This window comes from Peribacillus sp. YIM B13481 (assembly GCF_042787985.1).
GTDB classification, from domain to species: domain Bacteria; phylum Bacillota; class Bacilli; order Bacillales; family DSM-1321; genus Peribacillus; species Peribacillus simplex_A.
The window spans coordinates 1-15,107 of the sequence record NZ_JBHZPE010000069.1 but is presented as its reverse complement, the minus strand read 5'-3'; the positions used below and the strand labels follow the sequence as shown (position 1 = coordinate 15,107).

13 protein-coding genes, 3 pseudogenes and 1 riboswitch are annotated in these 15,107 nt (G+C 35.4%); of the genes and pseudogenes, 8 read left to right on the top strand and 8 right to left on the bottom strand.

All coding sequences use genetic code 11. The features are described from left to right. Nucleotides 1–101: 101 nt before the first annotated feature. The 4 genes from ACFX4X_RS23210 (at nucleotide 102) to ACFX4X_RS23195 (ending at nucleotide 2,033) form a co-directional block, all read left to right on the top strand. On the top strand, nucleotides 102–350 hold the full coding sequence (locus ACFX4X_RS23210; RefSeq protein ID WP_377386864.1) for a hypothetical protein: 249 nt from the start codon (nucleotides 102–104) through the stop codon (nucleotides 348–350). Nucleotides 351–520: 170 nt separating this feature from the next. Then, nucleotides 521–1,099 (top strand): phosphatase PAP2 family protein, encoded by a 579-nt coding sequence (locus tag ACFX4X_RS23205; RefSeq protein ID WP_284469547.1) that lies wholly within the window; start codon nucleotides 521–523, stop codon nucleotides 1,097–1,099. 194 nt (nucleotides 1,100–1,293) lie between these two features. Next, the gene (locus ACFX4X_RS23200; RefSeq protein WP_284469548.1) at nucleotides 1,294–1,761 is read left to right on the top strand and encodes a hypothetical protein; all 468 of its coding nucleotides are present in this window, start codon (nucleotides 1,294–1,296) and stop codon (nucleotides 1,759–1,761) included. A gap of 170 nt (nucleotides 1,762–1,931) precedes the next feature. Then, nucleotides 1,932–2,033: an LPXTG cell wall anchor domain-containing protein gene (locus ACFX4X_RS23195; protein ID WP_096341107.1), complete on the top strand. Its 102-nt coding sequence runs from the start codon at nucleotides 1,932–1,934 to the stop codon at nucleotides 2,031–2,033. A gap of 567 nt (nucleotides 2,034–2,600) precedes the next feature. Here ACFX4X_RS23195 and ACFX4X_RS23190 read toward each other — a convergent pair. Next, nucleotides 2,601–3,161 carry a GNAT family N-acetyltransferase gene (locus ACFX4X_RS23190; RefSeq protein WP_377386860.1) on the bottom strand — a complete coding sequence of 187 codons (561 nt, stop codon included), beginning with the start codon at nucleotides 3,159–3,161 and terminating at the stop codon, nucleotides 2,601–2,603. Between the two features lie 807 nt (nucleotides 3,162–3,968). Between ACFX4X_RS23190 and ACFX4X_RS23185 the strand changes: the two are divergent. Continuing rightward, nucleotides 3,969–5,072: pseudogene (locus ACFX4X_RS23185) on the top strand (ATP-binding protein); the annotation flags it as partial. A gap of 448 nt (nucleotides 5,073–5,520) precedes the next feature. Here the strand turns inward: ACFX4X_RS23185 and ACFX4X_RS23180 are convergent. The 4 genes and pseudogenes from ACFX4X_RS23180 to ACFX4X_RS23165 all read right to left on the bottom strand — a co-directional run bounded on the left by ACFX4X_RS23180 (nucleotide 5,521) and on the right by ACFX4X_RS23165 (nucleotide 9,334). Continuing rightward, nucleotides 5,521–6,360 carry a MetQ/NlpA family ABC transporter substrate-binding protein gene (locus ACFX4X_RS23180; protein ID WP_284469550.1) on the bottom strand — a complete coding sequence of 280 codons (840 nt, stop codon included), beginning with the start codon at nucleotides 6,358–6,360 and terminating at the stop codon, nucleotides 5,521–5,523. A gap of 77 nt (nucleotides 6,361–6,437) precedes the next feature. Next, nucleotides 6,438–6,567, bottom strand: a pseudogene (locus ACFX4X_RS23175) (ABC transporter permease); the annotation flags it as partial. Nucleotides 6,568–6,670: 103 nt separating this feature from the next. Further along, nucleotides 6,671–6,781: riboswitch (SAM riboswitch) on the bottom strand. A 380-nt stretch (nucleotides 6,782–7,161) separates the two neighbouring features. Beyond that, nucleotides 7,162–7,542, bottom strand: a complete 381-nt coding sequence (gene blaI / locus ACFX4X_RS23170) for a penicillinase repressor BlaI (RefSeq protein WP_377386856.1) — start codon at nucleotides 7,540–7,542, stop codon at nucleotides 7,162–7,164. Then, nucleotides 7,523–9,334: a BlaR1 family beta-lactam sensor/signal transducer gene (locus ACFX4X_RS23165; protein ID WP_377386853.1), complete on the bottom strand. Its 1,812-nt coding sequence runs from the start codon at nucleotides 9,332–9,334 to the stop codon at nucleotides 7,523–7,525. Before ACFX4X_RS23165 ends, blaI begins: the two co-directional genes overlap by 20 nt. A 281-nt stretch (nucleotides 9,335–9,615) precedes the next feature. Between ACFX4X_RS23165 and bla the strand changes: the two genes are divergently transcribed. Continuing rightward, on the top strand, nucleotides 9,616–10,509 hold the full coding sequence (bla, locus tag ACFX4X_RS23160) for a class A beta-lactamase (protein WP_377386867.1): 894 nt from the start codon (nucleotides 9,616–9,618) through the stop codon (nucleotides 10,507–10,509). A gap of 258 nt (nucleotides 10,510–10,767) precedes the next feature. Here the strand turns inward: bla and ACFX4X_RS23155 are convergent. The 3 genes and pseudogenes from ACFX4X_RS23155 to ACFX4X_RS23145 all read right to left on the bottom strand — a co-directional run. Further along, nucleotides 10,768–11,730, bottom strand: a pseudogene (locus ACFX4X_RS23155) (response regulator); the annotation flags it as partial. Nucleotides 11,731–12,065: 335 nt separating this feature from the next. Then, on the bottom strand, nucleotides 12,066–12,284 hold the full coding sequence (locus tag ACFX4X_RS23150) for a helix-turn-helix domain-containing protein (protein WP_061465081.1): 219 nt from the start codon (nucleotides 12,282–12,284) through the stop codon (nucleotides 12,066–12,068). 10 nt (nucleotides 12,285–12,294) lie between these two features. Further along, nucleotides 12,295–12,783, bottom strand: a complete 489-nt coding sequence (locus ACFX4X_RS23145; protein ID WP_317779279.1) for a DUF2975 domain-containing protein — start codon at nucleotides 12,781–12,783, stop codon at nucleotides 12,295–12,297. Nucleotides 12,784–13,489: 706 nt separating this feature from the next. Here ACFX4X_RS23145 and ACFX4X_RS23140 point away from each other — a divergent pair. Continuing rightward, nucleotides 13,490–13,792, top strand: a complete 303-nt coding sequence (locus tag ACFX4X_RS23140) for a hypothetical protein (protein ID WP_377386850.1) — start codon at nucleotides 13,490–13,492, stop codon at nucleotides 13,790–13,792. A 165-nt stretch (nucleotides 13,793–13,957) separates the two neighbouring features. After that, nucleotides 13,958–15,082 (top strand): DUF3626 domain-containing protein, encoded by a 1,125-nt coding sequence (locus tag ACFX4X_RS23135; RefSeq protein ID WP_377386847.1) that lies wholly within the window; start codon nucleotides 13,958–13,960, stop codon nucleotides 15,080–15,082. Nucleotides 15,083–15,107: the final 25 nt, after the last annotated feature.

Genomic DNA, 15,107 nt, shown 5'->3' with positions numbered 1-15,107 from the left:
AGTAGATTCTCCTCACTTATTGTGTATGATTCTACATGCCCTTATTTTTATTGTCCAACTAAGTGTAACCTGTCCATTAAATCATAAGGTGGGTAAAAAAATTGAAGTGGGAAAATGTTGCATACGGTTTTACAATATTCATTGCATTACTCTTTCTTGAGCCGTATCGTGATAAAATGGGCATCAACTATTGGCTAAGATTTTTGTTTATTATAGTTGTAGTTTTGTGCATAAACTTTACTTTATCTAAAATCAAATTCCTTCAGAAATCGGTAACAAAAAAAGTAGGCTGGTCGACTTTGATTACAGTAATGATTTTCGTAGCTGTTTTGGTTAATTTAATCAACTAACGGATGCTTTACTTCGTTAAGAAAGGTTGCTGCGGCAGCCTTTTTTTATTGCACCAAAGGGGCAGGTTAGCTCTATAAGAAATTGAAACAATAGGGAATAATTGTTAATATTAAATTAGAGAGAATAGGAGAACAGCTAACTAGGCAGGTACATTAAAGGAGATTATGAAATGAGTTTTATGGAAGCAGATTATGAATGGTTTAAATTCATCAATAGTAAAGTCCAACAATATCCATTATTAGATAACATAATGATTTTCTTTGCGGAATATGTTCAATATGCTTTTGTTTTATTAATTTTGATGTTATGGCTACTAAATAAAAGTAATTTCCGTGTGATAGCTTTTCAGGCTATGTTTTCATTTACTTTGGCGTATTCAATAAACAGAATTATTGAGTTATTCATTTATAGAGAGCGACCGTTTATATCGCATGAAATTATTCAACTCGTTGAGCATTCTGCTAATTCCTCTTTTCCAAGTGACCATGCTACATCTGCAATAGCAATTGCTGTTACTCTTTGGCTATCATCCCATCATTTTAAATATACATGGTTTATTCTTGCGATAGTAGTAGCTTTCTCAAGAATATGGGTAGGGGTTCACTATCCCTTAGATGTAGTTGCGGGAATTTTAAATGGAGTGATAATAGCATTATTTACACATTACCTTTTGTTCAAGGTAAAACCCATATCATTACTAATAGAAAGGCCAATTTTCCAAGGACAAGGTAGGATGAAAGATTGTTAGTTATGGCAGATTATATATCTTGCTAAACTAACAGGTACATTACTTCCATAAGGGGGTTGCTTTGGGAGCACTTTTTCTTAATGAATTAACGGGGCAGTTAATTCATTAAGAATCCACACCTATTTTGGTAATTACTTTTATAATGAAGTAGCTGATTTCAGTAGGAAGATTGCTGTTCAAGGTGGAGGATAGATATGAAATCTAAAAAGACAGTAGTGATTATTGCTTTCGGTATAATATGTATAGCTATCTTCATAAATCTATTAAAGAAGGATTTATGGGATGTAAACGAAGAGTTATTAAAAGAAGAAGTGTTATCAATTGGACATTCCGTTGAAACAATAAATTTATTAGATGTAACACCATTTGACTGGGATGTAGTATATTCCTTTGGACCATATACCCCGAAAGATGATATATATGAAATGGTAGGTTATAAATGGGATGCTATTAGTGAAACTGTAAATGAAGGAATGAATCAAGTTGTATTTTTGAACGATGGAAAAGTGGTCTGCTATTTATATGGTTATCCTGAGAATAATGGATATGGTATATCTTTTGAATCTGAGAATGATAAAGATGCTGGTTATATGCTTAATATTAAAGATGATGTAAATTTTCAAGTAGAAAGAAGCGACAGTGTCGTATATTTGAGAAACTAAGGAAGGATAACTACTGGTGCTTTTTCAATAATGAAGGCTGCTACGGCAACCTTTTTCTTACGGAACTAACTGGTCAGTTTAGTTTAATAAGACTTTTAGAATCAAACTATCAGTTGAAAAACCTTTTTAGAAAAAATCTCGTATATTTATTAGAATAGGAGGAACAGGTTATGTTAGGGGATATTATATATCAAGTTATTGTTTTCGGAGGTATAGCATTAATTTTAGGTGTTTTAGGTTATTTATTTTTTAAGAGAACCAAGAAAAGCTGATTAAATTTCTAATTCATGTAACGGGTGCTTTACTTCATTACCAGGAGCTGATCAGCAACTCCTTTTCTTATAGAACTAAAGGGGTAGCATTCCTGTAATAACTGAAAATGAGGTTTGGATGAAAAAAGACCTCTTGATATGATGAACGTGTCCTAAGCTGGCAAGGAAAAAACATCTATTTGGAGGCCTTACAATGAATTATAACCAAAATCATAAAATCTCTCAAATTACTTCTGAACCTTAATTGTCGGAGTAGAACATCGCCAAGCACAAACATGTCGCTCGAGCACGATTTTAGAGGATTGGAACTGGGTAAAACGTGTTTCTTTGAAAAATCCGGGTGACAAGATATTCCAGTGAATTTTAGATGAGATCAAAGGAAGAATCAACGAGGTTGTTAAAGCATAAGCGTCAAATATTCCCCGCCTACATAGCACAACTTAATGTTCCTAGAACAAAAGTATACATTTATGAATTAATGCTCAAATGTGTATAGCCTTATTCATCAGATTCGTACATTAGTTTACAAATTGAATAATATTGTATTCAGAGGTTAACCGATAACGTCTACGCTTCAAGTAAATATAAAAAGTCTGCATATGATTGATCCTTTTGTAAGAGAAATAAAGTGTATTGGTCTTTTGGGATTTCATATAAATCATATACAGCACCATTTTCGTTTAATTGCGCATACATCGATTTTCTTGTTTCATTTGCTTTTATAACATAAGGAAGTTTTTCGGCAGCTTTTATGGAACGGATATTTTCTTCTCGAATCCGCATAAAAACCGTCTCAATACCTAGCTCATTAAAGAGTTCTTTAAAAAAAGCATCTTTAGCAGGTCTATTATATCCTTTTCCGTGATAAGGTTTTCCAATCCAAGTACCTAAGAATCCGCAATTATCTTCTATATCGAATAAAGTAATCATACCGATTGGAATTCCCCACTCATCAAGAATAGTCCGAGAAATTAATTCGCCACGCTCTTCGGCCTCAATCGTTTGTTTTGTCATAAATAAGAATTCCTCATATGAACGAACTTTTTGGCGTACAAATGGGAAGACATCTGGATGTGCCATTAGTTCGTACAATACGTGGCTTTCATGAAGATCTCGTTTCTTAAGCATAAAATCCCTCCAATCATAAGCAGACTCAAGTGTGTTTTAGGATTTTTTTTAATAATAAGAGATATGCAATAAGTGAAAATGCATAGCGGTTTTCACTGAATTATGGCAATTCACAATGCTAAAGGGGGCTTTTATAGATTTTAAGATACATTGATTTTTGATAATTAGGTAAAATAAAAATATGTAAGCGACCTTGTCATTCCTATTAGGATACACAAGGTCGCTTAAACTATTTCTTCTTGATTTACCATTACTTTGTAATCTAATCCTTTCATTTTTTTATTTTTTTAATACCAGTTTTAGTATTTTTCTAAGAGAAGATCCGTATTTTAAAAAAGGGACAAAGGCTAAGAATTCTTTAGAAAAAACAGAGCTTTCTTGATACTCAATGTGCATTATATGTCTTCGTCTTTCTCTATTTCATTGGCATCACCTTCTTTTAATTTAGTAAGATTAGCATACAAGAAAAATTTTATGTTGTAAATACAAAAGTCGAAATTTTCTGAAAAATATCGAAAAAAGTAGTTTTATATACTTTTTTTAAGAGAATCGGATCTTATGCAGCAATTCCAAATAGTTGAGTCTAGACGGAAAAAGATGGGAGCTCATACCTGTCCATATGGTTAACAGGATTTATATAGAACCACTTTTTATGCTTCATGGAAAATATGAATAAAATATAAATAAGGATTATTGCATCAAGACCCTTTCCAATATATAATATTTAGAATATTTAGAAAATTCGGAGTGAAGGAGTGAAATTATATATCTATAAAACAATTACAAGAAAGTTATATGTCTATTCTACAATTACGAGAAAGTGAGATGAAATACCGAGCTCTATTTGAACATGCAACTGATGCAGTTTACCTATTAGAATTGAATGAGGATCGATTGCCAATTCTATTTCTTGACGTAAATCCAGTTGCATGTAAAAGATTGGGTTATAGTAAGGAGAAAATTCTTTCAATGTCTGTTATGGATATTCTTCCTGAAAAAATTAAAACTATAAACATTATAAAAGATTCCGAAAAGGGAAAACATAACTTCACTTTCCGAGATGAATATGTTTTTAAAATTGAGGAGAAAATAGATACTGAGTTAATCATCGATATCTTTAGATTAGGTGAAAAAGAGGTTGCTATGGTTATTTCTCGAGATATCACTGAACGTTTAAAAACAGAAGAATTACTGCGAAAATCAGAGAAGCTTGATGTGGTAGGGAAATTAGCTACAGCAATAGCTCATGAAATTCGAAATCCACTAACAACTATTAAAGGATTTATACAACTAATACAATCAATGAAAAATAAAGAAAATCAGTGGTACATAGATGTAATATCATCGGAAATTGAACAAATAGAAGTAATCACAAATAGACTTATGATAGTAGCTAAACCACAAGCAGTAAAGGTTCAACTCAATAATTTGAGCATGTTAGCAGAACAAGTTATAACGCTACTGCAACCTCAAGCAATGATGAAAAATATACAGATCAGAACAGAGCTTAAATCAGAAATTCCCTACATACCTTGTGAAGGAAACCAAATAAAACAAGTGTTTATCAATATCTTAGAAAATGCAATTGAAGCGATGTCAACGGGAGGAGAAATTTTGGTTCAAATCGATACACTTGATAGTCATCAAGTAAGTATTTGTTTTATCGATCAAGGATGTGGGATTCCAAGAGAACGTATCCCATATCTTGGAGAACCTTTTTATAGTATCAAAGAAAAAGGGGTTGGCTTAGGGTTAATGATCTGCTATGAAATTGTGAAAGCACATCAAGGAAAGATAGTTATTGAAAGTGAAATAAATAAAGGAACAACAGTTAATGTTATTCTTCCCATCTATTTTCTTTCTTATCAAAGGATTCTTTTAATTTCTTTCATGGGAAAGGCTTTTCGGTGATTACATACGTCGGTGTCGACTGGATATGACTACTTACAAATATTGAATGATTGGTATATCTTATACAATATTTTATGTAATCTTTGTATCACTTTTGGATTGCATATTATCACGATTTTCTTAGTTTCTTTTGACATGAGAGGATTGACCGTGACGACGGCAATATCCTCACAGAATAACTAGATGTTGATCCGTAATTCTCTCAATTAGTTGATTTTGTTTGTTTTGCATTTTAACATTCATAGTAGGGCTTCCTCCTTATGACTTTGAGTTTAGTTAAGTATTTATGTTTAAGAAATTTACGCTTTAAGTTTTTTTGTAGCTTCTATTAAGCGGCTTTTTGTAAACGGATTTTTTGCTTTTCTAGTGTATAGACATAGAAGAACCCCGAGTAATGGACCTTTTTCGAAGTGTCCATTATTCGGGGTATAGTTCATGAAAGGGTATTTTATTTAGATACTGGTATGACTGCACCTTTATATTTTTTAGTAATGAAGTCTTGTATTTCTTTAGAGCGAAGTACTTCTACTAACGCTTTTACTGTCTCTTTATTTTCATCGCCCTTACGTACAGTGATAATGTTTGCATATGGATTATCTTCACCCGATTCAACAGCGATTGGGTCTTTAAGCGGATCTAGCCCTGCATCTAACGCATAGTTCGCATTAATAACAACCGCATCACCTTCGTTGTTATTATAAATTTGAGGTAATAGGCCACCTTCTATATCTGCATTAAAAGTTAAGTTTTTAGGATTTTCTACAATATCATTAATCGTAGCTTCTGTTTTATTGAGGCCTTTTTTTAGCTTAATAACGCCCTCTTTTTCAAAAATAGATAGAATACGTCCTTGTTCAGCTACAGCATTACGCATAATAACTGTACCGTTTTTTGGAAGATCTTTTAAGCTATCATACTTTTTAGAGTAAATGCCGATTGGCTCAATATGAATAGCACCCGCATTTACAAAGTCATAGTCTGGATTCTCTTTTAACACTGATTTAAGATATGGAACGTGTTGGAAATAATTTGCATCAATCTCTTTATCAGCTAACGCTGTGTTCGGAATAATATAATCTTGGAATGTTTTAATTTCTAAATCAATTCCCTTTTCCTTTAATAATGGCTTTGCCTCTTCTAAAATTTCAGCATGTGGAATGTTTGATGCACCCACAAGGATTTTCTTTTCTTTGTCTGAAGAATCTGATCCGCTGTTAGTCGTACCGCAAGCTGCTAAACTTAATACTAATGCTGAGGAAACTGCTAAAGTTGATATCCACTTTTTCATAATTCATTTCTCCCTTATCGTTTATCTATTTTTGTTGTAAATATATCACCTATAAATTGAATAAAAAACAATGACTAAACATCATTATTATTGAGCTGAAACCCTTCAAGATATAACAAATTACCTAAACCACCTGCACCAACCCCAGCAACCAACTAGAAGGATTGTTGTAACTGTAATACCTGAAATTAATGCTGGCACCAGCTCTTAGTATGTTAGTTTGTCCGAAGTATACAGGGGAAAGGAAAGTTTTTTCTCCTCAAAAAAACCTTTCTACACATGAGTAGAAAGGTTGGTTAAACAATCCTTTCTCTCATCTTCCAAAGCACATTGCTTTGCAGGAATTGGCACCATATCAGTTAATTAACTGACGGTTGCCGGGCTTCACAGGGCACAGTCCCTCCACCTCTCTTGATAAGAGTCAAACAATATATTCAATTAAACGAAATATTTTAAATTCAGCGTTAATATAGTATGACAGTGATCTTATCATGACCAAATGGTAGTGTCAATCAAAAAAATGTTCAATTAATTTGAATTTACGAATGATTGCGTTAAATGTCTTGTTCCTGTAGCCCTTACGATTGCTTGTTCCAGGCCCTGCAGAAGCCTTCACTATCAAGAAGCGTGATAAAAACATCTATTGAATTAAATTCATGCATAACTATTATTAAGACGAAAGTTCTGATTTTTTTCGTATCAAACTACGCAGATAATTACATGGGAAATATGTCCGCCGCTATTTCGATTTCGACCGAAAAAAGCGATTTGGAAAAATCCCAAATCGCTTTTTTTATAGTATTATTTTTTAGGTGTTTTATTTAAAATAAAGCGTAGTTCATTGATATCATCATCAGATAGGGCATCTTCCTGAATGAATTGGACAAGCATGGATTTCAGGGCACCTCCATAAATACGGTTGATAAATGATTCGGTCTCGGCACGCTGGCACTCTTCCTGTGTATAGAGCGGGTAAAAGGTGTAAATTCTTAGATTTTTATCGACACCTACTACATCTTTTTGAACCAATCGATCGAGAAGAGTGCGTATGGTTTTCGGCTTCCAATCGGTACTCTCCTGTAAGGAAACTATGATGTCATTTGCTGTTTGAGGGGCTTTATCCCAAAGCACGTTCATGATTTCCCATTCTGATTCTGATATGCTAGGAATGTTTTTCTCCACTTTTCTCCCCTCCATTTTCTTTATAGATTCCTAAATCTTTTAAAATTGATAAAGTAATTTCTCCCGCCTTGCTTCCAGATGAATCATCTTCATTTTGTATATTGGTAGCAAAGAAATAAGTATCGTTCTTCGTCTCTACATACCCGATAAACCAACCATTGATGTTTTTTCCATTCACTGTTCCTGTACCTGTTTTTCCTGATAGGCGAGCTTCCTCATTCTTTTCTAAGAGCAGGGCGTCCTTCACAGCTTGGATATGCATTTCCTTATATCGCAATTGATTGTAATAAAAGGCTTGCAGCAGTTGGACTTGCTCGACTGGAGAAATTTTCAATGAGGATTCGAGCCAGAATTCACCCAATTCCCCGGATACATCGGCATTTCCATAATTTATCGCTTGCAGATTGGATTGTATTGTTTCAAATCCTGTCCTGCGATCTAATTCTTGGAAATACCAGTTTACCGAATTTTGTAAAGCGGATGAGACATCCTGATCCATATTCCAAGCGTCATAGGGTTGCTCAGTCCCATCCCAGGAAAGAGTGGATTCTTCGGGTGATATCACATTTGATTCTAGTGCAAATAAGGCACTATAGATTTTGTATGTGGAATCAGGTGATACCCGCAAAGTACTTTTCTCTTCATTATAAATGCGATATTGCTGTGCGTTATGATCATATAAAACAAAGCTTCCTTCATACCCTTTAAAGAATTGATGTAAATCTTCATAAACTACTCTGTCATTTTTAAAATAGTATCGGTCTTTTTCCGTCGCAAATGCGAAAACGAAAGGTAATTGGATTGTCAAAATGATACTGGCCAACACATAAATAAAGACGCTTTTCCTTATTGATTTTTTTTGGGAATGCTTATAGGCAGAAATTTGTTCAATTCGTTTTTTGATTTGAAGCTTGGAACCGTTTAATTGTGTCACTAACTGTAGATTACTTGACCGTTTTGAAAGATCCAAAAAATTAATGATAGTATTTCCATATTCACTAAAAGAGTTATCATCCAGTAACTGTAAAACAGATGTATCACATGCGATTTCCCGATCCAATCTCATTTCTCTAAACGCAAGCCAAACAAGGGGATTAAACCAATAAATGATTTGATAGAACAATATCAAGTAATTTGTCAGCAAATCCTTGTTTTTATAGTGATTCAGTTCATGAAGAAAGATATACTCGTAATTTTTCAAGCTAAGCCAGTTTTCATGCTGAGCAGGTAAGACGATATATGTTTGAAAAAGTCCGAATATCATTGGAGATTGGACTCTTTTCGAAATAACGATCTCCATTGATTTTTTTATCCGTAGTCTTTTCTTGCATTCTTCGAAAAGCACGAGAACTTCTTGATTGGAAAACGGAGAAGAATAATTCTTTATCCTTCTAATTGTGAGCCATCCACGAACCATAGTAAAGGTAAATAAAAGCATCCCTGATATCCATAAACCCATCACTCCCATATTAAGTAAGGACAGGTTCGGCCGATTGACCGATACAGAAAAGTCTTGTATGAGGTGTAGGCCCTGCATCATATCAGTTCCAGTTTTTTTCATATTAGAGCTGGCTGCATGAATCTGATTTATATCCCCACTGCTAAAGACAGAATTTAAATTATATAAATCAGTAGGTATGAATGGAAGTGCTAAAGCCATAAAAAGAAACATCCACAAATGATAGTGCCATTTTGCTGTTAATTGTCTTCCAAACCATTTTCGTATAAGTAGGATAACAGTAACGGAAAATGAAGACACCAATAAACCTAATATAAAATGAGTTAAAAACATGTCCTTCGATACCTACTCTCTTGATTTTTAAATTTTAAAAAACAGGTATATAGCATATTTATAGTAGCGTGATGGTTAAAAAAAGAAGAATTGACTTTCCTTGATTACATATGTAATACTATACTACAGATGTAATCAGACTACAAACGTAATCCGTTAAAACTCCTTGCATGGGGTTGTTTTTTCATTCGTACATAAGAGTCTAATCAAATAATTAGGAGGTTTATATCATGAACAAAAGATGGTTTTATCAAATACTGGCACCAATAGGATTGGTGCTTATGGTTGCAGGCTGCTCAGATGAGAAAAAACAGGTTGTACAACAAGCAGAAACAGAACATACCGGGGGAACTAACCAAACGTCAGAAAATATTACGGCAAAAGAAACCGCAATGGAGAAGTTTGAACAACTTGAAAAGGAATATGATGCAAGGCTTGGGGTCTATGCTATTGATACAGGAACGAAAGAAACCGTGGAATTTCATGAGAACGAACGATTTGCGTATGCATCTACATTCAAAGCCCTAGCCGCAGCTGTATTGTTAAAGCAAAATCCGATATCAGTACTTGAGGAAATAAGGACATTCACCAATGAAGATATTGTTACCTATTCTCCGATTACAGAAGACTTTGTGAACAAAGGAATGAGTCTTGGAAAGATAGCTGAAGCAGCGATGCAGTATAGTGATAATACAGCAGGAAATCTTCTGTTCAAAGAATTAGGCGGACCAGATGGATTTGAAAAAGCGTTACGAGAAAGTGGCGATACTATCACAATGGCTGACCGTATTGAACCAGATTTGAACGAAGCTATTCCTGGGGAATCACGGGATACAAGTACCCCTAAAGCACTTGCAACTACCCTTGAGGTGTTTGGAATCAGTGAGTACCTTCCTGCCGATAAGCGAGAAATTTTCACAAATTGGCTAAAAGGGAATACTACAGGTGATTCCCTCATTCGAGCTGGTGTACCAGAAAGTTGGGAGGTTGGAGATAAGAGCGGAGCCGGTGGCTATGGAACTCGAAATGATATAGCGATTGTGTGGCCGCCAAATCGAGAACCGATTATTATAGCGATCATGTCAAGTCGCAATGAAGAGAATGCAAGCTTTAATGATAAACTCATCGCAAAGGCTGCAAAAGTGATTGCTCAGGCGTACTCTAACAACAAATAGATCAAAATTGTAGAGAAAGAGTACGACACTTTGGGTGACGAACGTTTTTTACTTCAAGAAAGTTTGTGAAATAATATACTTCAATTAAAGGGTGCAAGAGTTAAAGAGCCGGCTGCTATCCCAGCCGGCTTTTTTTGTTGAAAAACAGTTTAAATTTCTATATGTTAACTTGTTATGGTTGCATGATAAACGATTTGAATATTACGGGGAAGAAGCATTTGAAAAAAACAAGAGAAAAATCGGAAAGTTCTCCAGCGCCTACACGATATTCTCCGTTCGCGCCATTTCTATTGCTTCTTCGCGGTTTTTGACGTCAAGCTTCGAGTAGAGATTCGAGCAGTAATTGCGGATCGTTCCCTCCGATAAAAATAGCTTGGCGGCAATCGACTTGTAGCGCAGCCCGTTTGACAGATGCTCCAGAATCTCCATCTCGCGTTTCGTAAGCCCGTACGGGTAGTTTTCCTTACTTGAGCCGATCTTCTCCAACTGCTCGCGCTGACGCTTCATCTCTTCGAAAACTCGCGTAGCGACCGATTGGTCGATCCAGGTTCCTCCGTTATAAATAAGTTTCAAGGCTTCCTTCATCTCCCGCGGATGAATCGACTTCAGCATGTAGCCTTCCGCCCCGCGCTCCAATGCAGTTGCCGCCTGCAAGGTATCCTCAAACGTTGTCATGAGCACAATCTTCATATCAGGCCATCGTTGTTTCATCTCAAGTAAAGCTTCAAGCCCGTCCATTTCCTGCATGCGAATATCCATCAGCACGATATCCGGCTGCGACCGCTCACAATGTTCCAATGCTTCGCACCCGTCCACCGCCTTACCAACAACGGTAAAATCAGCATGCTGATCCAAAAGTTGCTTCAAACTGTCGGTAATGATCGCCTGGTCATCAACGATCAGCAGGCGAATCGTGTCATGTACTGGCTCTGTCTGTAACAGAATATTACATATGACGAAAGTTCCTTGCCCAGACCCGGAATGAACGGACAGCGTGCCATGAAATGGTTCAAGCCGTTCCTTCATCCCATTGAGCCCAAATCCGAATTGGATTTCTTCCATTCCGATGCCGTTATCTTCGATCTGTAACCGGAGCTGATGACTATCGAAATGCAGTTGAACGGATATCAAGCTCGCCTGGCCGTGCCGAACCGCGTTGGTTAGAGACTCTCGAAGGCAGCGATACAGACAAAAGTTTATTTTTTGCATAACTCGAGTCTCACCTGATTACGTCTTCAACTATGTATTAAAAATCGCTGAACTTAATGAGTTAGCTTCTAAAATACTTCACGCTAAAGAGGAAAATAAATACATGATACACTTTGGAATATAAGCCTTTTTGTTTTTTATCTTATCTAAATTAACGGGTTCCCTTTTGAGGTGCAAACTATGAAAATCACATCACATTTTTTTGTCACTAATATCAATGCAATTCTCAATGGGTTTCTCTAATTAAATATCAATAATAAACGCAGAGAAGGGATAGCTTAATAGCTATCCCTTCATCTTAATTTCACTATCTAATCCCGTTGGTTGAAGAAAGTTGTTGTCTGTTTTTATTGAGTGTCTTCGTCGCCCTTGTACTCCAAAATATCACCTGGCTGACAATCCAAAGTCTTACATATCGCTTCTAATGTTGAAAAACGAACCGCTTTTGCTTTTCCATTTTTCAGAATGGAAAGATTCGCCATAGTAATTCCAACCCTCTCCGAAAGTACTGTTACGCTCATTTTCCTTTTTGCCAACATCACATCAATATTGATGATAATCGCCATGATATTCACCTCAGATCGTTAAATCATTGTCTGATTTTATATTAATAGCTTCTTGTAAAAGTCTTTGGAGAACAGCAGCAAAAACGGCGATCACCATTGAGGCGAAAATAATGACCAATCCGATTGGTATGAAACTTGGAGGGTCAACTCTTTTCGCCATGAGATAGTAGAGTGGCATACCTAATAGGTACAAGATACTGATCGTGATGGCACAGTGTTTTATATTCTTTAAAGCCTTTACCGATAATTCCGAGAACGCTTGGTTCTTATCAATATAGCTTAAAAGTTTAAAAGCTTGATAAAGAGCGAAATAAAAAGGGATCGCTGCCACGTACATATCGATTAAAACGAGAGATTTCATATAAGCAATATCTGGATACAATTCCCCAGCAAAATTCCCGATCTTAGGCACCAAAAATATGCACAATGCAAGAACTGCAATTCCAACCAGGAAAATAATTACCTTTAAGAAAGTGGTTGAACCTCGTTTAACATTCATTTAAAATACCTCACTTATTTAATGACAACATGATTTTATCATATTATTTATCGTTTTACAATAAAATCATATTGTTTCTTATTGTATTATTATTGTTACATGAATTCCTTCGATATACTTGTTTTTTCGATCATATCCATGAAGGGCATTCAAACATTCCGAGTAAGACTCCGTATCATTCTTTGTTGGTGGTTGAGGAGAGAAAGAGAAGCAAGTCTTGCATTCTTTTGAGAGAAATCATCAAGATCTATATAAGCTGGAGCAAGAGAATAAACAGAATTTGTGGAAGAGTCATCTCCTGCTCTAATATAGACGGGCAGCATTAATGTAATAAATGAAGTGGTAATTGAGTAGGTTTGTGAAACATTGTACTTAAACAAACGGGTGCGTGTGCGGCCGCGCCTAGGTCGTATCATATAGCGGGTGGGATTCCCATCGAGTAAGAACTAGCCATTCGCTCGTAGCGAGTTAATAAAGTTCACCTAACAATATTGTAAGATGTGCTAACAATATTGTTAGGTGAACTTCATATGTTTTAAGCCGTACCATTTAGAATAAAGTTTAATCGTTTATAAAAATGATAAACCAAATCAATACTTGATTTTGGTTTTCCTTAATCCTATAGGGGCAGGTTAGTTGACGAAGACCCGTTTGCTTTATGGTATAGTTTATTAAAATTCAGTTTGTAGTTTATGGGGGAAATTTAGTGTCAAATAAGTGGAAATATGCAATGGGATTGTTTTTAAAAAAAAGAGAAAGTACTAAACGTACTAAACCATTTATACTGATTGGATATTTAATGAGGATATTAATGGGCTTAACTTTTATATTAGTTATAATTAATGATTTTAATTTTAATTACATTAAATATATAATTCTTTTATTAGGAATTGATTCAATAATAGATGGATTTGAAAGTTTTTTTAAAAAGGAAAATAAGAGGCAGATGTTAGTAGATTTTGGTATTGCTTTTATATGGTTCGTAGTATTTTTTATAAGTGGTTCGTAATGTTTTATATGGAACTAACGAGTGTTTTACTTCAATAAGGAAGGTTGCTGAGGCAGCCTTTTTCTTATGGCACTAGCGGGACAGATTAGTTGAATAAGAAGGGAAAACAAACTTTTCATTGAATTAATTAGGATCAATTTAATAAAAGGAGAGACTCATCTGTTCATGAAATTATCAATGTCACAACTATTTGCTTTAGAGCATTTTACAAAGTATGCAAGGAACCATAAACATCAAGCTAAAGCAACCATTAATCACATATTAAAAATGTCAAATATCTCGGATAAGATATTTGAAAATGCTGTTGTTAATTTAAAGACTCACGCAAAGATTGGCCTACATTTTCATCCAGATAGACCAGATTCGACTATGAAAAGCGTTGCTGAAGCACTGCTTGAGCAGGGAATATATAAGAGCCAGTTTGAAACATTTATATCTAATGGCAGCGTATCCGCATACTCTGGTGGTGAACGCGACATTTGGGAGAAGAGAATTTTTGGAGGAGCATATCAACTGGAGGGCACAACCAATAACCAACGGCCTAAATATGGGACACTTAATTTGATGTTACATCCAGATGGGCCTGCACCACGTTTTGGATCATGCTATTTTATTCTTTCCCCTGAAGTCTCATATCGTTCCACCTACACGTATTTGGATTCACATCAAGACCCAAAAGAAAAGGGTACTTATGAAGAGTTTGACATCATTTTGGCTGCACTCTTGGAAGAGGCGTTCTTAAGAGATTTTGCAATCGGTGAAAGAAATCTGACGCCAGCAAGATTAATCAATCATTTACTGGTTAACCTAGAAAACCCGTTTATGGACCAAGCAAACAAAGAGCCAAACCGCAATCTTAACCACTATCTTGAAGCCCAAGTTCATGGGGATATTTCACTTAAAGAAGACGTGGAAGTGCTTGTTGCAGACCCTTCATTCAAGGACACTTATGTAGGGAGAACAATGGAACAAATATGCCTTAAGTATTCTATTGATCTATATTGGCACATGGGTTTTGTACTTATGGTAGATGAGGTTCCTGCGGATTTTAGGGGTCCATCAATGACTTCCTTGGCAAAACGCATTGCACAAAATAATTTTATCGATGCGAACATAATTGGATCTGCTGTTATGGACTTGAAACGCAATCCAGTATCTTGGAGTGATCGCGGAACTTATAAGGAGATACTTCAGGAATTAAAACTATTGTGGCACGTTTTAGTGAGATATGGAAAGACTGGTATGTCAACACTAAATCAAACAACTTTTTTAAGGGCTAAGTTTCGATAAGCCACCGGACTTAAGTAGCCAAGTG